At 59.9% G+C, this 20,025-nt stretch carries 18 protein-coding genes; 14 read left to right on the top strand and 4 right to left on the bottom strand.

Going from position 1 to position 20,025, the window contains the following annotated elements; translation table 11 throughout:
- The first annotated feature begins 325 nt into the window (after positions 1-325).
- The 3 genes from FIU93_RS01855 (at position 326) to FIU93_RS01845 (ending at position 3,514) form a co-directional block, all read left to right on the top strand.
- Positions 326-1,678, top strand: a complete 1,353-nt coding sequence (locus FIU93_RS01855) for an aspartate aminotransferase family protein (protein ID WP_152504687.1) — start codon at positions 326-328, stop codon at positions 1,676-1,678.
- A complete protein-coding gene (locus FIU93_RS01850) occupies positions 1,675-2,763 on the top strand; it encodes an anhydro-N-acetylmuramic acid kinase (RefSeq protein WP_152504686.1) in 1,089 nt (362 codons plus the stop codon). Before FIU93_RS01855 ends, FIU93_RS01850 begins: the two co-directional genes overlap by 4 nt.
- A gap of 133 nt (positions 2,764-2,896) precedes the next feature.
- Positions 2,897-3,514 (top strand): GntR family transcriptional regulator, encoded by a 618-nt coding sequence (locus FIU93_RS01845; protein WP_023002238.1) that lies wholly within the window; start codon positions 2,897-2,899, stop codon positions 3,512-3,514.
- On the opposite strand, the gene FIU93_RS01840 is transcribed toward FIU93_RS01845, so the two are convergent.
- Positions 3,515-3,919 carry an MAPEG family protein gene (locus tag FIU93_RS01840; RefSeq protein WP_023002237.1) on the bottom strand — a complete coding sequence of 135 codons (405 nt, stop codon included), beginning with the start codon at positions 3,917-3,919 and terminating at the stop codon, positions 3,515-3,517.
- An 83-nt stretch (positions 3,920-4,002) separates the two neighbouring features.
- Positions 4,003-5,397 carry an L-serine ammonia-lyase gene (locus FIU93_RS01835; RefSeq protein ID WP_152504685.1) on the bottom strand — a complete coding sequence of 465 codons (1,395 nt, stop codon included), beginning with the start codon at positions 5,395-5,397 and terminating at the stop codon, positions 4,003-4,005.
- 249 nt (positions 5,398-5,646) lie between these two features.
- Here FIU93_RS01835 and kynU point away from each other — a divergent pair, with 249 nt between their 5' ends.
- Positions 5,647-6,867: a kynureninase gene (gene kynU, locus FIU93_RS01830; RefSeq protein WP_152504684.1), complete on the top strand. Its 1,221-nt coding sequence runs from the start codon at positions 5,647-5,649 to the stop codon at positions 6,865-6,867.
- Here the strand turns inward: kynU and FIU93_RS01825 are convergent.
- Positions 6,860-8,938, bottom strand: a complete 2,079-nt coding sequence (locus tag FIU93_RS01825; RefSeq protein WP_055657546.1) for a bifunctional diguanylate cyclase/phosphodiesterase — start codon at positions 8,936-8,938, stop codon at positions 6,860-6,862. The genes kynU and FIU93_RS01825 overlap by 8 nt on opposite strands.
- A gap of 427 nt (positions 8,939-9,365) precedes the next feature.
- Between FIU93_RS01825 and kynB the strand changes: the two genes are divergently transcribed.
- The 10 genes from kynB (at position 9,366) to FIU93_RS01775 (ending at position 18,692) form a co-directional block, all read left to right on the top strand.
- Positions 9,366-9,995 (top strand): arylformamidase, encoded by a 630-nt coding sequence (gene kynB / locus FIU93_RS01820; RefSeq protein WP_077290831.1) that lies wholly within the window; start codon positions 9,366-9,368, stop codon positions 9,993-9,995.
- Positions 9,996-10,064: 69 nt separating this feature from the next.
- Positions 10,065-10,835 carry an ABC transporter ATP-binding protein gene (locus tag FIU93_RS01815; protein WP_023002232.1) on the top strand — a complete coding sequence of 257 codons (771 nt, stop codon included), beginning with the start codon at positions 10,065-10,067 and terminating at the stop codon, positions 10,833-10,835.
- Positions 10,832-11,539 (top strand): ABC transporter ATP-binding protein, encoded by a 708-nt coding sequence (locus tag FIU93_RS01810; protein WP_152504683.1) that lies wholly within the window; start codon positions 10,832-10,834, stop codon positions 11,537-11,539. Before FIU93_RS01815 ends, FIU93_RS01810 begins: the two co-directional genes overlap by 4 nt.
- Before the next feature lie 5 nt (positions 11,540-11,544).
- Positions 11,545-12,417, top strand: a complete 873-nt coding sequence (locus FIU93_RS01805; RefSeq protein WP_152504682.1) for a branched-chain amino acid ABC transporter permease — start codon at positions 11,545-11,547, stop codon at positions 12,415-12,417.
- Between the two features lie 15 nt (positions 12,418-12,432).
- Positions 12,433-13,419, top strand: coding sequence for a branched-chain amino acid ABC transporter permease (locus FIU93_RS01800; protein ID WP_023002229.1), 987 nt, complete (start codon positions 12,433-12,435; stop codon positions 13,417-13,419).
- A gap of 93 nt (positions 13,420-13,512) precedes the next feature.
- Entirely contained in the window at positions 13,513-14,718 is a 1,206-nt protein-coding gene (locus FIU93_RS01795; RefSeq protein WP_055657548.1) for an ABC transporter substrate-binding protein, read from the top strand.
- Positions 14,719-15,038: 320 nt separating this feature from the next.
- Positions 15,039-16,217, top strand: a complete 1,179-nt coding sequence (locus FIU93_RS01790; RefSeq protein ID WP_152504681.1) for an NAD(P)/FAD-dependent oxidoreductase — start codon at positions 15,039-15,041, stop codon at positions 16,215-16,217.
- 200 nt (positions 16,218-16,417) lie between these two features.
- Positions 16,418-17,485: a LacI family DNA-binding transcriptional regulator gene (locus FIU93_RS01785; RefSeq protein ID WP_152504680.1), complete on the top strand. Its 1,068-nt coding sequence runs from the start codon at positions 16,418-16,420 to the stop codon at positions 17,483-17,485.
- A 101-nt stretch (positions 17,486-17,586) separates the two neighbouring features.
- Positions 17,587-18,051 carry an Rrf2 family transcriptional regulator gene (locus FIU93_RS01780; RefSeq protein WP_075283567.1) on the top strand — a complete coding sequence of 155 codons (465 nt, stop codon included), beginning with the start codon at positions 17,587-17,589 and terminating at the stop codon, positions 18,049-18,051.
- A gap of 425 nt (positions 18,052-18,476) precedes the next feature.
- Complete coding sequence (locus FIU93_RS01775) at positions 18,477-18,692, top strand: hemin uptake protein HemP (RefSeq protein ID WP_062491931.1); 216 nt, start codon at positions 18,477-18,479, stop codon at positions 18,690-18,692.
- A 116-nt stretch (positions 18,693-18,808) separates the two neighbouring features.
- On the opposite strand, the gene FIU93_RS01770 is transcribed toward FIU93_RS01775, so the two are convergent.
- A complete protein-coding gene (locus FIU93_RS01770) occupies positions 18,809-20,002 on the bottom strand; it encodes an HD domain-containing phosphohydrolase (protein ID WP_152504679.1) in 1,194 nt (397 codons plus the stop codon).
- Between the last annotated feature and the right edge of the window lie 23 nt (positions 20,003-20,025).

Raw genomic sequence — 20,025 nt, 5'->3', positions numbered from 1 at the left:
CTCCGCCCGTTTGCTCCACCGGCCATCTGCTTGAGGGTTGCTCCTGCCAGTGGTGTGTCCGTTTCTGCGGACAAGATGTAAGTAGCCCGACTGAGCCCCGGAGACATGTGACGGCCCTCACAGGCAAACGGTCTTCAGACAAAGATCGTGACTTGCGATACCTCGCACGTGGCTCCGGCCTTTCGAGGTTCGTTTGCAGGAAAAATCGTCCCAAGCAATCTCTTCAATTTTGTCAGGCTATGGCCTACCGTGTGCTCCAGCGCGCAGGAACCTTTGAGTCGCCTGCGGCCGGATCTTTCCAACCGCATTTGAGACGAGACCCTTCATGGCACAGCTGCCGAATTCCCTTGAAGCCCGCGACACGGCATTCCAGCTCCATTCCTACGCCGACGCCCGCCGTCAGGAAGAGACAGGCGCATTGGTGATCGAGAAGGGCGAGGGCATCTATGTGGAGGATATCAACGGCAAGCGTTACATCGAAGGCATGGCCGGTCTCTGGAGCGTTGCTGTCGGCTTCGGTGAAAAGCGCCTGGTCGATGCGGCCGCCCGGCAAATGGAGAAGCTGCCCTACTACCACACATTCACCTACAAGAGCCATGGACCGTCGATCGAGCTGGCGGAAAAGCTGGTCGAGATGGCACCCGTGCCGATGTCGAAGGCCTATTTCACCAACTCCGGGTCTGAGGCCAACGACACGGCAATCAAGCTGATCTGGTACCGGTCGAATGCGCTTGGCCAGCCGGAGCGCAAGAAGATCATTTCGCGCGTGCGCGGCTACCACGGTGTCACCATCGCCTCGGCCAGTCTCACGGGCCTGCCCAACAACCACCGCTCGTTCGACCTGCCGCTGCCGCAGATCCTGCACACCACCTGCCCGCACTACCGGACCATGAAAAAGGACGGTGAAAGCGAGGCGGATTTCGCCAAGCGCTGTGCGCAGGACCTGGAAGAGCTGATCCTGGCCGAAGGCCCGGAAACGATCGCGGCCTTCTTTGCCGAGCCGGTGATGGGCGCCGGCGGCGTGGTCGTGCCGCCGGACGGATACTGGGAAGCAGTTCAGCCGGTTCTGAAGAAATATGACATTCTCTTCGTCGCCGATGAGGTGATCTGCGGATTTGGCCGGACCGGCAACATGTTCGGCACGGAAACCTACAATCTGCAGCCGGACATGATGACGCTCTCCAAGGCTTTGTCGTCGTCCTACCAGCCGATTTCCGCGCTGCTGATCAACGACACGGTCTATCAGCCGATCGCGGACGAAAGCCACAAGATCGGCGTGCTTGGTCATGGTTACACCGGCAGCGGGCACCCGGTTGCAGCAGCTGTTGCGCTTGAAAACCTGAAGATCATCGAGGAGCGCGATCTGGTTGGCCATGTCAGAGCCATCGCACCGACCTTCCAGAAACGACTTGCCGGCCTTGCGGAAAATCCGTTGGTAATCGAGACGCGCGGCATCGGGCTGATCGGTGCCGCGGAACTGTCGCATGAGGCGCTTGCGGCAACGCCCGGTGCGCTCGGCGCGAAAACCAATGCAATGTTCCATGAAAAGGGCCTGATTTCGCGCAACATGCTGGACGCAATGGCCTTCTGTCCGCCGCTGATCATTACCGAAGCCCAGGTGAACGAGTTGTTCGACATCGCAGAAGCCGGTCTCAAGGCAGTTCAGGAAAGCCTGTGAGCGATCTCTACTCCATCCTTGGAACAATCTCGGGCACCTCGGCCGACGGTATCGATCTGGCGTGGATCGAAACCGACGGCCGGACGGTTGCCCGGTTCGGCCCTGCGGAAACGGCGAGCTACCGGCCAGAGACAAAGCGCCGGGTGCTGGAAGCTGCTGCGCGCAAGGGAACCGGACGCGACGACTGGCCGGAAATCGCCGCTGCGGTAACGCGCGACCATGCCGAGGCGATCCTGGGGTTTCTGGCAACGCACGGTCTTGCGCCGGATGCCGTGGTTTTTCACGGCCAAACGGTCTGGCACGATCCGGCCAAGGGCGAAACGGTTCAGCTGGGTGATCCGCAGTCTCTTGCAACGGATCTCAATGTTCCGGTGATCGGCGACGTTCGCCTGGCAGATATGGTGGCAGGCGGGCAGGGAGCCCCTTTGGTGCCTGTCTATCATCAGGCGCTCGCCAAGACACTGGTTGGCGAAGACAAGGAGCCCTTGTGTTTCCTCAATATCGGTGGGGTTTCCAATCTTACCTATATTGAAGGCGACAAGCTGCTGGCGTTCGATATCGGACCGGGCAATGCCTTCCTGGACGACTGGGTCCGCAAGCACGGTGCCGGCGACTATGACGCGGGCGGGGCGATAGCGGCAAAGGGCACGGTCGATGAAGGTCGTCTTCAGGCAGCGCTCACCCATCCGTTCCTGACCGAGCCGGGTCCGAAGTCCCTCGACCGCTACAGTTTCTCCGGCGAATTTGCTGAAGGTCTTGGCCTGGAGGATGGCGCTGCCACCTTGCTCGCTTTCACGGCAGCCGCCATTGCCAGCGCGGAAAAGCTTTTGCCGCGCGTTCCTCGGCTTTGGCTGGTCTGCGGCGGCGGTCGGCACAATCCGGTTCTGATGAAAGCCTTGGCGAAGCTTCTTGCGGGAGATGTCGTGTCGGCGGACGACTACCGGATCGACGGCGATGCCCTGGAAGCCCAGGCAATGGCTTTCCTGGGCGCGCGTTTGAAGGCCGGTCTGCCTACCACCTTTCCAGGCACGACTGGTGTCAGCAAGCCGGTTGTCGGCGGCAAACTGTTTACGCCCGGCACCTGAGCGTGCGTGGACAGGTGCTTCTCCCGGTAATCGCAAAAACGCTTCTCTTCCGGAAGTCAGTGGTTCGGAAGGTCAAGCGACGCGAAAGCTGCAATTGCTTGCGCGAACCCCAGCTTGCCGCTAACCAGACATCATGAACGGATCTGAAATCTACCACCGGCTGATCGGCCTCATTGAAGAGCGGGTCTTGAAACCCGGCGACCGATTGCGCGAGGCAGACCTGGCGGAAGAATTCGGCGTCTCCAGAACGCCGATCCGCGAAGGCCTGAAACGGCTTGAGGCCCAGGGCCTCGCCGTGCACGAGCCCAACCGTGGCATGGTGGTGCCGACCCTTGATCATGGCCAGATCAACGAAGTCTACTTCATGCGGGAAGTTCTGGAAGGAACGGCCGCCGGACTTGCCGCCAAGCATGCGTCAAAGCCGGAAGTGGAGATCCTGCAGGATCTGGTCAGCGCCGATCGCAAGCGCATTGCCGACAAGGACAGCCTGGTGCGCTCGAACCGGGAGTTTCACCGTCGCCTGTGCCTGGCCTCGCACAATCGCTATCTGGTCGACCAGATCGACCACCTGCGCCTGTCGCTCATCCTGATGGCGGGCACGACGCTGGATACGCCGGAAAGGCGCGAAACGGCGGTCGAGGAACATGCCGCAATCGTTGACGCTATTTCACGGGGCGACTGTGCCGCAGCAGAAGCCGCTGCCCGGCTTCACATTGCGCATGCGCACAAGACCCGGCTGCAGCAGATCTGATCAGCCGGTCAGCAGACCGTTTGCCGAGCGCGTTAACAACATCAGTGCCGCGACAACCAGAACGGTGAATGTGAGAGCCATGCCTGCAATCCGGAACCTGAGCGGCTCCGGTTCCTGGCTGACGCTGTAGGCGTGCAGGGCCCTGCCGGTGAAAAGACCCACCCCAAGAGCCCAGAGCAGCCAGGGTGTGGCGCCCGTCAGCTCCAGAAGCAGCATGAGTATCAGCCCCAGCGGGGTGTATTCTGCAAAGTTGCCGTGGGCGCGCATGCGTCTTTGCAAACCGCCATGGCCGCCATCGCCGAGGCCGATGCGTTCGCTCTTGCGCACGCCGATCACCCGAACACTCAGGAAAATGTAAAGCAGCGTCAGCAGGCCCGCGAAAAGCGGGGTGATGTAAAGCGCCATGTCGGCCCCTTGAAAGAGAGAGCCGGCGGCGCAGGTTCTGGCCGCCGGGGATGATCAGCTTACGACGGGCGGGAAAAGGCGGATCAGCATTCCACGATATTGACGGCCAGCCCGCCCTTCGAGGTTTCCTTGTACTGCTCCATCATGTCCATTCCGGTCTGGCGCATGGTCTCGATGCAGCCGTCCAGCGGCACGAAATGCGAACCGTCGCCACGAAGCGCCAGAGAGGCAGCAGTAACAGCCTTGACCGCACCAAGAGCATTACGCTCGATGCAAGGGACCTGCACCAGGCCTGCAATCGGATCGCAGGTCATGCCGAGATGGTGTTCCAGGGCGATTTCCGCCGCATTCTCGATCTGCTCGTTGGTGCCGCCAAGCGCTGCGCACAAACCGGCAGCCGCCATGGCAGAGGCCGAGCCGACTTCGCCCTGACAGCCAACTTCGGCACCTGAGATCGAGGCGTTTGCCTTGATGATGCCGCCGACGGCTGCGGCCGTCAGCAGGAATGTCCTGATGCCGGCCTGGTCCGCGCCGGGGCAGTGATCGAGGTAATAGCGGGTCACGGCCGGAATGACCCCGGCAGCACCATTGGTCGGGGCCGTCACGACACGGCCTCCGGCAGCGTTTTCCTCGTTGACGGCCATGGCGTAAACGCCGAGCCAGTCGACCACGTTGTGCTCGAAAGGCGGGTTCGTGCGGCCTTCGCGAATGAGCTTTTGGTAGATATCTGCGGCGCGGCGTTTCACTTTCAGGCCGCCGGGCAGAATGCCGGTCTGGGAAATGCCGCGGTTGATGCACGAATCCATGGCCGACCAAAGACGGTCGATGCCTTCTTCCACTTCAGCCTGAGGCTTGTCGCTGCATTCGTTGCGCAGCTTCATCTCGGCAATGGAAAGCTCGGCTTCCCGGCCCATCTCCAGCATCTGTTTGGCGTTGGCAAAGGGAAATGGCACATCCTGCTTGGCAAGCTCGTTGACCGGTTCGTTGCTGGTCTTGCGCAATTCGGATTCGCTGACCACGAAACCGCCGCCGATGGAATAATAGACAAAGGTGTCGATGACGGCGCCGGCAGCATCCAGCAGATGGAAGGTCATGCCATTGGCGTGCAGCGCCAGTGGAGGGCCATAGTCGAAGATGACATCCCGGGACGGTTCGAAATGCAGCTCCGGCAGGCCTTCTATTTTCAGCGTCTTGGTCTGCTCCAGCTCTTCCAGCATCGGGTCGACCTTGTCCGGATCGATGGAATCGGGCCTGGCTCCCAGCAGGCCGAGACACACGGCCTTGTCCGTGGCGTGGCCCTTGCCGGTGAAGGCAAGTGAGCCATGCAGGGTGACGGTCAGCCGTGTCGCACGGTTTTCCGCGCCGGACAGGCCCCGCACCCGGTCAAGGTAACGGTGAACGGCAACCATCGGGCCAACCGTATGAGAACTGGACGGCCCGATGCCGATTTTGAAAATGTCGAAGACGCTGATGAACATCTCTTGAACCGCATATGTCAGATGCACCGGCCCTGCCGGCGCTTTGAGGTCACGCTAACAGATAGCGCCCGGATGTCCTCCATTCAAACGGGCATTTTTGTGTTATTTGCGACATGCGGCTGAAACAGACGTTTTCCCGTGCGGGTTGGAACCGGATCAAACGGTTCGCGGAAACAGTTGTTTGCGAAATGCCCCTTTGATAGCGTGCCGCTTCCTTTCAAATGCAACTATCCGACACAAGAGCTACTCATGACCTCGCAGCACCCGGCCGACACGGCAGATGTTCTGGCTTCCAAAAAACAGGCGTTTCAGATCCCGGACGGGGTCATCTATCTGGATGGCAATTCGCTTGGTGTGCTGCCGAAACACGTGCCCGCCCGCATTGCGCAGGTAATCAACGAGGAATGGGGCAACAGCCTGATCCGGGCCTGGAACACCCACAGCTGGATCGACCTTCCAGCCCGCACAGGTGACCGCATCGGCAAGTTGATCGGCGCACCGGCCGGGACGGTCGTCGCCTGCGACAGCACTTCTGTCAATGTGTTCAAGGTCCTTTCCGCAGCCCTGGCGCTGCGGCCGGAGCGCAAGGTCATTCTTTCCGACAACGGCAATTTCCCGACCGATCTTTATGTCGCCTCCGGCCTGAAGCAATTGCTCGACAAGGGACATGAACTGAAGGTTGTCGATCCGGAAGCGGTGAAGGACGCCATTGATGAAGACGTGGCGGTGGTGATGCTGACGCAGGTCGACTACCGCACCGGCCGGGTTCATGACATGGCGGATATCACCCGCGCGGCCCATGAAGCAGGTGCCCTGGCGATGTGGGACCTTGCCCACTCTGCCGGTGCGATCCCGGTCGATCTTCACGGGGCTGGAGCGGATTTTGCCGTTGGTTGCGGATACAAGTATCTGAATGGAGGCCCGGGTGCTCCGGCATTTCTGTATGTCGCCCCCGAGCACCAGGACAAGGTCACCTCGCCGCTGACCGGCTGGATGGGGCATGAGGCCCCCTTCGCGTTCGATCTCGACTACAGGCCGGTTTCCGGCATCAGCCGGATGACGGTCGGCACGCCCGCCATTCTTGCGCTTTCGAGCCTTCATGCGGCCCTTGATGTCTTCGAGGATGTCGACATGGCGGACATCCGCCGCAAGTCCGTTTCACTCAGCGAGTTGTTCATCGCTGAAGTCGAGGCCAAGTGCCCGCAACTGGAACTGGCCAGCCCGCGGGATCCGAATGCCCGGGGCAGCCAGGTCTCGTTCCGTTTCAAGGAAGGTTACGCCGTCATGCAGGCGCTGATCGACCGCGGCGTGATCGGTGATTTCCGGGCACCCGACGTGATGCGCTTCGGCTTCACGCCGCTGTACCTGTCGCATCAGGACATTGTCGATGCGGTTGAGATCCTGAAGGATATTCTGGATACGGAAAGCTGGAACCGGCCGGAGTTCAAGACCCGCGCAAAGGTCACATAGCCGCGACGCGAACCTGAGCCTGCAGCATGTCGATAAATTGCTGTTCGGGCACCGGTTTGGAATAGAGGAAGCCCTGGAAACGGTTGCAGCCGTTTTCAGACAGCCAGGCCCGCTGTTCAACGGTTTCCACCCCTTCGGCGACAACGCTGGCATCAAGCGCTGATGCCAGCGACAGGATCAGCTTCACGATGGCGCCGCCGGTGGCAATGTCGTTCATGAACATCCGGTCGATCTTGATACCGTCGATCGGATAGTTGTGCAGATAGGCCAGGTTGGAATAGCCGGTGCCGAAATCGTCGATAACGATCCGGTAGCCGGCGGCTTTCAGCTTCGTCAGGGATTCGTAGGCATGCGGAATATCGCCAAGCAGAACGCTTTCGGTGATTTCCAGCGAGATGTCGTTCGCATTGCAGCCGGTTTCCTTCGGCAGGCTCTGCATGCGTGCAACAAAGGTGGGGTCCGAAAGCTGCTTGGGTGAGACGTTCATCGACAGCGGTACGGAAACGTTCAGCAACTTGAGCCCGGACTGCATGTAGGCAACATTCCGGCTGACCCAGGTGCCGATCTCGTTGATGAGGCCCGTTTCCTCGGCAACCGGCACGAAGTCATCGGGACTGACCAGGCCTTTTTCGGGGTGCTGCCAGCGCAACAGGGCCTCGGCGCCGACAACACGTTGGGTGCGGGTGCAGGCAATCGGCTGGTAATACAGCAGGAATTCATTCTCGCGGATTGCCCGTTCGAGATCCTTCTTCAGGGACATGTGCTTGTCCCGGAGTTTGCGCATGAATTCCTTGTAGCGGACGCATTTGTTCTTCCGCTCCGACTTGGCCTGGTAAAGCGCAAGGTCCGCATGACGCATGAGCTGGTCGATGTCCGTACCGTCGGCCGGATAATGGGCATAACCGATGCTCAGCCCGACATGACGAGGCTTGCCCTCAATCAGATGCGGGCTGGTAAAGGCCTGCAGCAGCGCCTGTCCGAACCAGTCCGGTCGCGGGCTTTCGGGCGAGGACAGGTGGCAGATCAGAAATTCGTCGCCGCCAAGACGCGCGACAATGTCGTTGTTTCCGGCCAGATCTTTCAGTTTGGATGCAACAAGCTGCAGAAGATGGTCGCCTGCAGCATGGCCAAGCGTGTCGTTGACCATCTTGAAGTCGTCCAGATCCACGAGATAAAGCGTTGCGATCAGGTTGTTGTCCTTCGCAGTCTGCCTCACATGCGACAGGCGTTCCTTCAGATAGGTCCGGTTCGAGAGCCCTGTCAGCGCATCATGGCTCGCAAGATACTGGGCGCGTTCCTTGGTCTGGTGAAGCTCCGTGACATCGATCTCGCTCAGCAGAAAGGCAGGCTTTCCTGTTACGGCGTCATGGCAGCGGCGGATGGTGATTTCGTGCCAGCGCAGGCCGTCGCTCGTCCGGACCTCCGCCACGAACTTGGTCGTGGCTTTTTCCGTGAGGACGCCCATCACGTTCTTGGCGAGCACCTGATCGATGAAATGATCCCACAAGGTGCACGCAAGATCGGTGCAGGCTGCCCTCGCGGCCGTGTTGCGGTAAAGAGGTTGCCCGTCTTCGGAGAACAGCGAGATCATCACCGTGGTGTGCATCAGCGCTTCGGCGCTTCGAAGCGTTTCCGGCTGTTGCTCGTGATGCGGACGGCCTTCGCACAGCAGCGCCATACGACCGTCATTCAGCCGGATGCCGCTCATGACAACCTGCAGGACCTGAGCCTTGCCATTCGGATAGAGTGTCCAGATCTCCGAAAAGCTCACGTCATGCTTGGTGAAATCCTGCTGGTACTGCCGCAGGCGCTGTTCCACCGAATGGGACATGTCCGAGCCCATGTCGCGTGCCCGCAGCTCTTCCAGCGATTCGGCATCGGTAATCTCAAGCGCCTTGCGATTGGCCCACACAATACATTTTTCGTCGAAATCGAAAATCCAGATACCGGTGTCGAGACGATCGTAAATCGAAAAGATCAGCTCCTGATCCACCCTGCCGTCATCGAGTGTAAAAGGCAGGGACGCTTTCCTTTTTTCGGTTGCCCGCTGCGTCTGGGAAAGATCGGACATGTGTGACAGGGTCGTTCTCCGGGATGAACGCATTCGAAATCAAAAATCATGACGGACGAAGCCGCCAGTTCGTGTCTGGCAACGCAAATTTGCAACTTTGCAGAAGTGTAAGGAACGTGAATATATCATTCAATTTAAAATCGGGAAAACCGCTGACAAACTTAACGAGATCTGGTGATACTTTCAGTTTCTGAATTTAGAATAGAGCCGTTAGATAAAACTTGCATCAAACGCCAACAGATTGTTGTGCGACACCTTGGATGCCGGATTTGAGCTTTCCCCGATTGCAAAAGGCCGTATCGCGCTGGTTTTGCGCCAACTGACTGCCTGTCGCCGGCGTGTCCGCTCAGCTTTACAACACTTGCCAGCCATGGTTGTTTCAAACTGTCTGAAACGCGGCAATTGCCCTTCAGCAGGATATTTCAAGATGACGGATCTGTTCGACATCACGCCGCCCGTTCGACCAGGTATAGCGGTCTATCCCGGCGACGCGCCTTATCGCAGCTCCTGGACGGCGACGATCTCAGAGGACTGCCCGGTGAATGTCGGCGAGTTTTCCATGTCGAGCCATTGCGGAGCCCATGCCGATGCACCCCTGCACTACGACCCGGACGGTCTGACGATCGATCAGCTTGATCTGCATGATTTCGTCGGACCGGCCCGGCTGATCGATGCACGCGGTACCGGTCCGCTTTGCCAGCCCGAAGAGCTGGAAGCGTTCCTTGAAGGCTGCCCGCCCCGAGTGCTTGTGCGGCTTGCCGAAGAACGAGACGTTACGGTCTGGCCGGCAGGCTACAGGGCTCTGGCACCGGAAACCATGAGCCTGCTGGCGGACGCCGGTGTCAAGTTGATCGGCGTGGATGTACCCTCCGTCGACCCGGATCCTTCCGAAACCCTGCCCAGTCACGGGATCGCCCGTTCCCGTGACATGCTGATTCTGGAAAATCTTGCTCTTTCTGCGGTGGAACCCGGTGATTATGAGTTGATTGCGCTGCCAATGAAGTTAGAAGGGCTGGACGCCGCGCCGGTTCGGGCCATTTTGCGCCCGCTCCGCTAATTCCGGGAAACGGGAAAGCGCGGCCGGAATAAGAAAAAGACTGACCGTTGGGAGCGGCAAGGAGCGTGAATGCTGGAGCTTGATCAGCTCGTTATGGATTTCAGCGGATTCCGGGCGGTGAATGGCTGCTCGTTCCGCGTCGAGGAAGGCAGTATCACCGGATTGATCGGCCCGAACGGGGCTGGCAAGACGACGCTTTTCAACCTGATCGCAGGGGCACTGCAACCGACAAGCGGACGCATCCGGTTTCTGGGCGAGGACGTCACCAGCCTGGCCAGCCATGAGCTGTTTCACAAGGGACTGGTGCGGACATTCCAGATCCCGCATGAATTTCACAAGCTGACGGCGCTGGAAAACCTGATGATGGTGCCGCCGTCTCAGCCGGGCGAAAGCCTGTTTTCCAATTGGCTCGCCTGGGGGCGGGTGAAGGCTGCCGAGGCCGAGGTCGAGAAAAAGGCCTATGAGACCCTGGCGTTCCTGGAGCTGACCCACGTGGCGCACGAGCCGGCCGGCAACCTTTCCGGTGGCCAGAAGAAGCTTCTGGAACTGGGCCGCACCATGATGACCGATGCCAGACTTGTGCTGCTCGACGAACCGGCGGCAGGCGTCAATCGCACCCTGCTTCGCAAGCTCGAGACCAAGATCGAGATCCTGAACAAGGAGCGCGGCTACACGTTCATCCTGATCGAGCATGACATGGAAATGATCGAGAAACTCTGCGATCCCGTTGTGTGCATGGCCGAGGGCAGGGTGTTGATCCAGGGCGATTTCCAGACCGTGCGGTCCAATCCTCAGGTGCTGGAAGCCTATTTGGGCGAAACCACGGGAGATGCCGCATGACAGCGCTTCTTTCCATGGACGGCATCACCGGAGGCTATGGTGACGCCGACATCCTTCAGGACGTCTCCATGCATGTGAATGCGGACGAGATCGTCGTCATCGTCGGCCCGAATGGTGCCGGCAAGTCCACAGCCATGAAATCCGTTTTCGGTCTCCTGACCATCCGCGGCGGTCGCATGCTGTTCGACGGCGACGACATCACCAGTTGGGCTCCCAACCGCATCGTCCAGCGCGGCATCTGCTATGTCCCGCAGGTCGACAACATTTTCCGCGAGATGTCGATCCACGAGAACCTGGAGATGGGCGGCTTCCTGAAGAAGGGTGACCTCAGCGCTGCCTATGACCGGGTCTACACCCTGTTCCCGGACCTGAAGGAACGCCGCAAGACGCTTGCAGGGTCCCTGTCGGGCGGGCAGCGGCAGATGGTGGCGATGGGCCGGGCGCTGATGCTCGATCCGAAGCTTCTGCTTCTCGACGAACCGACCGCCGGGCTTTCGCCCAAATACATGGAACAGATCTTCCAGATCTGCCGGGACGTGCGCGACACCGGTGTCGCCATTCTCCTGGTGGAGCAGCACGCCAAGCAGGCGCTTGCCTTTGCCGACCGGGGCTATGTCCTGGCCGCCGGCAAGAACCGCCACGAAGGCAGCGGTGCCGACCTCTTGGCCGACCGTGAAGTCGCTGAAATGTTCCTGGGGGGCTGAGCGGTATGGATTTTCTTGAGCTCATCAATTTCTACGTCATTCCGGGCATCGTGCTCGGCTCGATCTATGCACTTGGCGCCGTTGGCATCACGCTGATCTTCGCCATCCTGCGCTACGCGCATCTGGCGCATGGTGATCTGGCGACGCTTGGTGCCTTCATTGCGCTGGCGGTTGTCACCGGTCTTGGCGTCTCGCCACTGCTGGCCCTGCCGATCGCCATCATCGCGACCGCCGCCGTTGCCGTCGGCATCGACAAGGTGTTCTATGAACATCTGCGCGAGCGGCCGAAGATCGTCACCGTGATGGCCTCGCTCGGCATAGCGCTTATGATCCGCGCCGTGGTGCAGGTGGTCTGGGGTGTCGATACGGAAACCTATTCCCGCGGCATCGTCCGTCCGGAAAATTATTTCGGCCTGCGCATCCGTGACCGCGAAATCCTGACGGTCATTGCCATGTTAGCGCTTGTCGGCGGACTGCAGCTGTTCCTGACCCGCTCCAAGTGGGGCAAGGCCATGCGCGCCATGTCGGACAACCCCAATCTGGCTTTGCTCTCTGGCATCGACAACAAGAAGGTCGTGATGCTGACCTGGGTGATCGCAGGTGGTCTGTGTGCCGCTTCCGGTGTCTTCCTCGGCCTCAACACGGAACTGAAGTCGCTGATGGGCTGGCAGATGCTGCTGCCGATGTTCGCTGCCGCCATCCTGGGTGGGGTCGGCCGGATCGAGGGGGCCGTGCTTGGCGGGTTGATCGTCGGCATTGCCGAGGAGTTGTCGGTTCTGGTGATCCCGAGCGAATACAAGGCCGCAATGGCCTTCGCCATCCTGTTGGTCATGCTGCTTGTGCGCCCGACCGGGCTGCTCAAGGGCAAAGTGCTATAAGGGGAGGGAGAGAAAATGGAATATCTCGGTCTTCTCAACTACGCCCTCTTCATGGCGATCTTCATTGGCATCTACGCACTGCTGGCGCTGGGGCTCAACATTCAGTGGGGCTTTGCCGGTCTGTTCAACGCCGGCATTGCCGGGTTCTTCGCAGTTGGCGCCTATACCTCCGCGATCCTGACGACAGAACATGCCGACGGCCGTATCGGCGGCTTTGACATGCCGTTCTTCGTCGGCTGGATCGGGGCAATGCTTGCCGCAGCTCTGGTGGCCTGGCCTATCGGCAAGATCTGTCTGCGGTTCCGCTCCGACTATCTGGCGATTGCCTCCATCGGGATTGCGGAAATCATTCGCCTTGTGGTCAAGTCCGAACCGGTGCTGACCAATGGTGCCCGCGGCATTTCCGGTATTCCGCGCCCGGCGGCGGAGTTTCCGTCACTGGCGCAGGAAAGCGCCTACATGGCGTCTCAGGCTGCCTATCTTGCCATTGTCATTGTCGTTCTGATTGCGGCTTACCTGCTGGTCGAGAGGCAGTTCAACGCGCCCTGGGGTCGCATGATGCGCGCCATCCGCGACAATGAAGGCGCCGCCAAGGCCATGGGCAAGGATGTCGAGTTCCGCCGCCTGCAGGCCTTCATTTTCGGCTCGGCCCTGATGGGGTTGGGCGGCGCGCTGTTCGCGCATTTCAACCGCTCGATCACCCCGGAAGCCATCGACCCGATGGTCGCGACCTTCCTGGTCTGGATCATGCTGATCCTTGGAGGCTCCGGCAACAACCGCGGCGCCATTCTGGGAGCTGCGGTGGTCTGGATCATCTGGTCGATGTCGGAAATTGCAACTGACCGCCTGCCGACGGAATATGCGATCCAGGCCAAATATATTCGCCTGTTCCTGATCGGCCTGATGCTGCAGCTGGTGCTGCGCTTCCGGCCGGAAGGCCTGCTGCCGGAACCGTTGAGAGGCGACCGGCGTGCAACAAGATCCGGTGCGGATCACACTTAGGTCCGTTCCTCAGGCTAGCTTCCCGGTATCGGGAGGCGGAGCCTCGAAAATCCAAAGTCCCGGCGAAGACCGGAATAATGAGGAGGTACTTTGATGAAAACCAAGATTCTCGCGCTTGCAGCCGGTCTGATGACCGCAACCGCGCTGGCATCCGTGCCGGCAAAGGCCGATGTCAAGATCGGCTTGCTCGGTGGCATCTCCGGCCCGATCGCAGCCATGGCTCCGGCCATGATCGACGCCGCGCAGCTGGCCTTTCAGCAGGTCAACGAGCAGGGCGGTATCGGCGACGGCGAAAAGCTGGTCGGTGTTGTCGGCGACAGCGCCTGCAATCCGCAGAACGGCACTGACGCCGCAACCAAGGCCGTGAACATCGAAGGCGTCATCGGCGTCGTCGGTCCGCATTGCTCGGGTGCGGTTCTGGCTGCAGCCGGTTCCGTCACCATTCCGGCTGGTATCACCATGATCACGCCGTCCGGCACCTCGCCGGAAATCTCCACCCTCGACGACAAGGGCACCGTGTTCCGCACCGTGCCGTCCGACGACTATCAGGGCCGTGCACTGGCACGTACCCTGAAGGAGCAGGGTTACGAGAAGGTCGCCGTCGCTTACCTCAACAACGACTACGGCACCGGTCTTGCCAATGCGTTCAAGGCGGAATTCGTCGATGAACTCAGCGGTGAAATCACCCAGTTCGCAGCGCATGAGGAAGGCAAGGCCTCCTACCGTTCCAACCTTGCCGAACTCGCCAAGGGCGGCGCGGACACGCTGGTGATCTTCGACTACGGCGACGGCACCGGCCTCACCATCCTGCGTCAGGCTCTCGAAAACGGCTTCTTCGACAAGTTCGTCGGCGGCGACGGCATGAAGTCCGAAGCAGTCATCAACGAGCTGGGTGCCGAAAACCTGGCCACCTTTGTTTCGTCCTCGCCGGTTGGCGAACAGTCCGAATCCCTCGACATCTTCAACGAAGCCTTCAAGGGCATCGGCGGCGATCCGGATGCGATCTTTGCCACCACGTCCTACGACGCGGCGTTCCTGCTGGCACTGGCGGTCGAAAAGGCCGGCGGCAAGAAGGAAGACGTTGCAGCGGCAATGGCCGAAGTCTCCAACGGCGAAGGTGAAGCAATCCGTCCGGGCGAGTGGAAGAAGGCCAAGGAACTGATCGCAGCCGGCACGGCCATCGATTACAAGGGCGCTGCCGGCGACCACAACTTCGATGAAAAGGGCGACGTTCCGGGCACCTACGCCCTTTGGGAAGTCGGTGCGAATGGCTTCGAAGTCCTGACCGAAATGAAATAAGCGACTTCGCAAGAAGCGTTATTAAGAGACCGGCGACCTGAAAGGGCCGCCGGTTTTTCTGTTTCGATCGCTTCGGTTCCCCGTCATTCCGGACAAGTGAGGCAAAGCCGAACGCAGATCCGGAAACCAGACTTATTTCGCGCGCACGCGCGGCTGCTTCCTTTTCTGTCAAACAAGTGTTCGCTCATGTTCACGCTTACGCACTGGGTTCCGGATCGGCGCGCAGCATTGGCTGCGCTTGTCCGGAAAGACAGAGGGGCAGAGAAAACAAGCTCACATCTCCCTTACCCCCTCCCGAAATTCCCGCTATACACCCCGCCATGCGTGATCTGGATGTTCTTGTGCTTGGTGGCGGTGCCGCGGGGCTGATGTGTGCGATTGAGGCGGCAAAGCGCGGGCGCAAGGTGCTCGTGATCGACCATGCCAGAAACCCGGCGGAGAAAATTCGCATTTCCGGTGGGGGGCGCTGCAACTTCACGAATATTCATTGTTCGCCGGCTAATTTTCTCTCGCAGAACCCGAGGTTCCGCGTGTCGGCGCTGAAGCGCTATACCCAGCAGGACTTCCTGAAACTGGTCGAAAAGCACCGCATTTCTTGGCACGAGAAGACACTCGGCCAGCTCTTTTGCGACAACAGCGCCAAGGACATCATCCGGATGCTGCTGTCCGAGCTGGAAGCGGCCGGCGGCACGTTGCAGCTGGAAACGGACATCAAGGCGATTGAAAAACCCGACGACCGGTTTTCCGTGTCAACGTCAAAGGGGCCGTTGCGGGCGGTATCGCTTGTTGTGGCGACAGGCGGGCCTTCGATCCCCAAGATGGGCGCGACCGGCTTCGGCTATGATCTGGCCAAGCGCTTCGGCCACAACGTGATTGCCCCGCGCGCGGCGCTGGTGCCGCTGACCTTTTCCGATACCAACAAGGAACTGTGCGGCCGGCTTGCCGGTGTCTCGGTGGATGCGATCGTTTCGTTCCAGAAGACGTCGTTTCGCGAAGGCCTGCTCTTCACGCATAGGGGTCTGTCCGGTCCGTCGGTGCTGCAGATTTCGTCCTACTGGCAGGAAGGCAAGCCCATCTCGGTGAACCTGTCTCCCGAGGCCGACGTCTTCGAAGCCCTGCGGCAAGCCCGCCAGGACAACCCGAAACAGGACCTGAAGACCGCGCTGGGGGGACTGCTGCCCAACCGGCTGGCTGACGAACTTTCGCAGGCGTTTGCCCTGAAAGGCCGTCTGGCCGACCAGTCGGACAAGGTCCTGCGCCGGGCGGCAGAACAGTTGAACCGCTGGCAGCTGACGCCGGTTGGCACCGAAGGCTACCGCACGGCGGAAGTCACGCTTGGTGGCGTGGACACGAAGGAACTCTCCTCCAAGACCATGGAAAGCACGAAGGTGCCGGGCCTCTATTTCATCGGTGAGGTGGTCGATGTCACCGGCCATCTCGGCGGCTTCAATTTCCAGTGGGCCTGGTCGTCCGGTCATGCCGCCGGGCAGGTGGCCTGAGTTTCGTAATCATCAATTGGTAGAAGACTTTGCGCGGCGCAGCATTTTTTGATGATCGCCCCTCAAAGCTGGTTATAGTGGCTTGAAAGAAGGCTTGGAACCAAGCCGCTCTTTCACCGTTGCCTTGAGTGTCCTCTTCCCGCGGAAAAGGTCTGTGCCGGTGCGAAGTAACGGCAAATGGCTGACGTCCGGGGGGATGAATGAAGCGCGTAACGATCCACGATGTGGCCGAAACAGCGGGTGTCAGCCTGGCAACGGTTGATCGTGTCCTCAACGGGCGGCCGGGTGTCCGGAAGGTCACCATCGAAAAGGTCAAGCAGGCCGTCGAGGCGCTGAACTACAAACCGGATGTCTTTGCCGCCGGCCTTGCCAAGAAACGGGTCTACCGCCTGCACTTCCTCATTCCAAATGGCCCGAACGCCTTCATGGAAGACCTGACCCGCGAAGCTCTGTCCCACGCCGAAACCATGAGCGGTGACCGCATGCATGTGCATGTCGAGCCCATCGACGCCTTCGACGGGCACAGGGTGGCCGGTACGCTTGCGATCCTCGACCGCTCGCAGTGCGACGGTGTCGCGGTGGTCGCGCCCGCGTTCCCGGAGGTTCAGGCAGCCATCGACCGGCTGCAGGACAGGGGAGTGCCCGTCGTGACGCTGGTCTCCGATCATCCTTCCTCCAGCCGCCAGCATTTTGTCGGCATCGACAACGTCGCCGCCGGGCGCACCGCCGGACGGTTGCTCGGTCGCTTCCTGCCCAGATCCCCGGCCAAAGTCGCCATCATTGCCGGATCGCTCGGCCTTCGCGATCATGCGGAGCGCTATCAGGGCTGCCGGGCGGTCATCGAGCAGGACTATCCCCATCTGGACTTACTGAAGGTGCGTGAGGGGAGGGACGACAACGCCCGCAATGCGGACCTGATGCGAAAGCTTCTTGCGGAACATCCCGATCTTGCCGGGCTCTACAATATCGGCGCGGGCAACCGCGGCACGATTGCGGCCTTGAAGGAAAGCGGCCGCAGCCAGGGCATCGTCTTTGTCGGACACGAACTGACGCCCTACACGCGCGAAGCGCTTCAGGACGACGTGCTGGATGCGGTGATCGCGCAGGACCCGGGTCACGAGATCCGCAGCGCCATCCGCGTCCTGAAAGCGCTTTGTGATGGTGTGCCGATCATCGAAGGGCAGGAGCGTATCGGCATCGATGTATTCCTGAAGGACAATCTGCCCGGGGATCTGGAGCCATCAGACACCGCCGAACGACCTGTCTGATCCCGGCAACTGGGCGTCTTTCCGGCATTCCTGCCAAAAAGTCGCCTCTCACACTCAAATTTTGAATTGACCTTTCAGATCGCGCACCTCATATCTATGGCATGCGTTTGACACAACAGACAAACTATGCCGTGCGCGCGCTGATGTACTGCGCCGTCAACCCGGACAAACCAAGCAAGGTCGCTGATATCGCGGCCAGCTTCGACATGTCCGAAACCCATCTGTTCAAGATCATGAAGGTTCTGGTCGATGCAAATCTGATCAAGACCATTCGTGGCCGGAACGGCGGGGTCATGCTGGCTCGTCCGGCAGAGAATATTTCGGTTGGCGAAGTTGTCCGCGCCGCCGAGGAAAGCTTCCTTCTTGCCGAATGTTTCGACAGTGGCCGCAAGGATTGCCCGCTCATCATGTCCTGCGGCTTCAATGGCCTGCTGCATGAAGCGCTGGAAGCATTCATGGAAGTTCTGGACGGCAAGTCGATTGCCGACCTTTCGGAAGACCGCTTCGGCATGCGGGATCTCCTGAAGATCGAAATGACCAAGGCTCCGATCGCGGCCAACGCGTAAGGTTTTATCGACGTAAAAAGTTTCGAAGGCGCCACCATCCGGTCGGCGCCTTTTTCGTTTCGTATGTCTCGAACATGTGACGATTGGTCGGGAAAAGGAAAGGCATGCCACGCGTCTTGCGCGGGCGCTCTCAAAGAAAAGGCCGGGCTGGCTTGCCGCTGAGGGAGAGGAGAGGGCGGTTGGCTGGCCTGGCATTTGTCACTCCGGTTGCCCGGAGGTCCTGTCTAATCCGAAACCAGAGGACGCGATTTCCGGTTCCGTTTCGATCAGGCATTGCCTTGATAGGAAAACTTGAGTATGAGTGTCAAGTATAAAGTTGAGTTTGAAACTCATCTTTTGATTCCGATGTCCCACCGCTCCGCTAAGAAGCTGATTTTTTGAACAGTTTCAGGAGCAACACAAAGGCCAAGGACCGATTGCGCGCAATGACACCGACCGCCAACAGCCAGAAGCACCGCCTCTCCCTGGGTTCCAGCAGCCGCGCCACGCGCGCCTTTGCGGCAACACCGCCGCGTGAGCAGAAATCGGAACTCGACACGCGCGACCTTTTCAGCGGCCAGCGCCAGATCCAGATCCGCCACAACGACGAAACCTACCGTCTGTCGATCACCAAGCAGGGCAAGCTGATCCTGACGAAATGATTTTGCCGGGCTGATATCCCTTCCCTTTTGCGGGGAAGGGGTGCGGCAGAGGGAGCGCCCTCTCTATAGACTGCGATATGCCCGGCGCTCTCACCACAGCCTTTCGTTCTCCACCTTCAAGCCGTATCGATCAGAGCTTCTTCGGGTGCCGAATGGCGTTCGACGCGGATGGGTTGGCGCACGCCTGCGGCCTGGTGGAAATGTTCCAGCCGGCGGATGGTGGTGGGCGTCAGCATATGGCCGCGGGACAGAACCAGTTCGTGACCGGTTTCGGTCAAGGCGTCGTCGATCAGCACATCACCCGGCCGCAGAGAGCGGATGTAGCATTCGGCAACGAGTCTTTTGCGCTCCTCCGGCACGTCGTCCATCAGCGTTTCCTTGGCCAGCTCCAGCAGCATCGGATCATATTTGCGCTTGTTGATGGTAAGCGCCTCGAAGGCCGCTGCATCCGGTCCGCTTTCCGGGCTTGCGTACCACAGATCCGTCAAGAGCTTGAGGATGCGGGCAATCATCGGGATTTCCTTGCCCGTCGGCCCGTCCTTTGGGAAACCCGAGCCGTCGAAACCGCGGCCGGATAGAAACAGGTATTCGGAGACTTTCTCCAGTTGCGGTATGTTCTTCAAAAGATCCCGGGTCTGGTCCGGTGCCCGATCCAGAATATTACGCTCCTGCTCGGTCAGGCCGCGTGCGGCCCGGTAGCGGGCAAGGATCTGTTTCGGCAGCAACGCCTCGCCAAGCGGTGACAACATCACCGACATTTCCAGTTCCCAGGTTTTCTTCATCCCCAGGCGTTTGGCCAGCCGCAGGGCCTGTTTGCGAACCGTGCTCGTGCGCCGGAACGCTTCCGGGTGGAAGAGCGCCAGCATGTCGATCAACAACTTGACGGATCCGGCAAGTGTCCGCTCCAGCAGCGCCCTGTCCTTGGCGAGCTGAAAATGATGGGAAAGAGCTGTTTCCATGGCGCTGGCCAGATCTGTCGATTGACAGGGCTTTTCCAGATACATGAAGGCATGGGCCTCATTGAGCGTCTTCTTGATCGCATCTGCCGAGGTTTCCCGGGTCAGCATGACCCGCGCGGATTGAGGCGCAATGGTCTCCGCTGCTCGCAGAAAGGCCGTTCCGCCGCGGCCCGGCAGATTGAAACAGGAAAAAATGACGGCTGTGCCATGGTTCTGCTTCAGAAACTGCAATGCAGCTTCCGTTTCGGAAAAGCAGGCAACCCTCATGTGACTGCCGAACAGGCGTTCAAAGCCTGCCTGAACGTCCTTGTCCGGATCGGCAACGACTACCAGGTCCGTGCCTTTTTCCATTCACGGCTCCTTTCACAGGAAGC

It is taken from the genome of Labrenzia sp. THAF35 (assembly GCF_009363595.1).
GTDB lineage: Bacteria > Pseudomonadota > Alphaproteobacteria > Rhizobiales > Stappiaceae > Roseibium > Roseibium algicola.
Note: the sequence above shows the minus strand (reverse complement) of the source record. Positions and strands in the feature narration are given on the sequence as shown.

Bases quoted from the DNA above. Each gene is read 5' to 3' on its own strand.
- FIU93_RS01815 (WP_023002232.1), top strand. From the start codon at position 10,065: ATGCTGGAGCTTGATCAGCTCGTTATGGATTTCAGCGGATTCCGGGCG.
- FIU93_RS01835 (WP_152504685.1), bottom strand. From the start codon at position 5,397: ATGTTCATCAGCGTCTTCGACATTTTCAAAATCGGCATCGGGCCGTCC.
- FIU93_RS01845 (WP_023002238.1), top strand. From the start codon at position 2,897: ATGAACGGATCTGAAATCTACCACCGGCTGATCGGCCTCATTGAAGAG.
- FIU93_RS01855 (WP_152504687.1), top strand. From the start codon at position 326: ATGGCACAGCTGCCGAATTCCCTTGAAGCCCGCGACACGGCATTCCAG.
- FIU93_RS01810 (WP_152504683.1), top strand. From the start codon at position 10,832: ATGACAGCGCTTCTTTCCATGGACGGCATCACCGGAGGCTATGGTGAC.
- FIU93_RS01775 (WP_062491931.1), top strand. From the start codon at position 18,477: ATGACACCGACCGCCAACAGCCAGAAGCACCGCCTCTCCCTGGGTTCC.
- FIU93_RS01795 (WP_055657548.1), top strand. From the start codon at position 13,513: ATGAAAACCAAGATTCTCGCGCTTGCAGCCGGTCTGATGACCGCAACC.
- FIU93_RS01785 (WP_152504680.1), top strand. From the start codon at position 16,418: ATGAAGCGCGTAACGATCCACGATGTGGCCGAAACAGCGGGTGTCAGC.
- FIU93_RS01800 (WP_023002229.1), top strand. From the start codon at position 12,433: ATGGAATATCTCGGTCTTCTCAACTACGCCCTCTTCATGGCGATCTTC.
- kynU (WP_152504684.1), top strand. From the start codon at position 5,647: ATGACCTCGCAGCACCCGGCCGACACGGCAGATGTTCTGGCTTCCAAA.
- FIU93_RS01770 (WP_152504679.1), bottom strand. From the start codon at position 20,002: ATGGAAAAAGGCACGGACCTGGTAGTCGTTGCCGATCCGGACAAGGAC.
- FIU93_RS01840 (WP_023002237.1), bottom strand. From the start codon at position 3,919: ATGGCGCTTTACATCACCCCGCTTTTCGCGGGCCTGCTGACGCTGCTT.
- FIU93_RS01805 (WP_152504682.1), top strand. From the start codon at position 11,545: ATGGATTTTCTTGAGCTCATCAATTTCTACGTCATTCCGGGCATCGTG.
- FIU93_RS01825 (WP_055657546.1), bottom strand. From the start codon at position 8,938: ATGTCCGATCTTTCCCAGACGCAGCGGGCAACCGAAAAAAGGAAAGCG.
- FIU93_RS01780 (WP_075283567.1), top strand. From the start codon at position 17,587: ATGCGTTTGACACAACAGACAAACTATGCCGTGCGCGCGCTGATGTAC.
- kynB (WP_077290831.1), top strand. From the start codon at position 9,366: ATGACGGATCTGTTCGACATCACGCCGCCCGTTCGACCAGGTATAGCG.
- FIU93_RS01790 (WP_152504681.1), top strand. From the start codon at position 15,039: ATGCGTGATCTGGATGTTCTTGTGCTTGGTGGCGGTGCCGCGGGGCTG.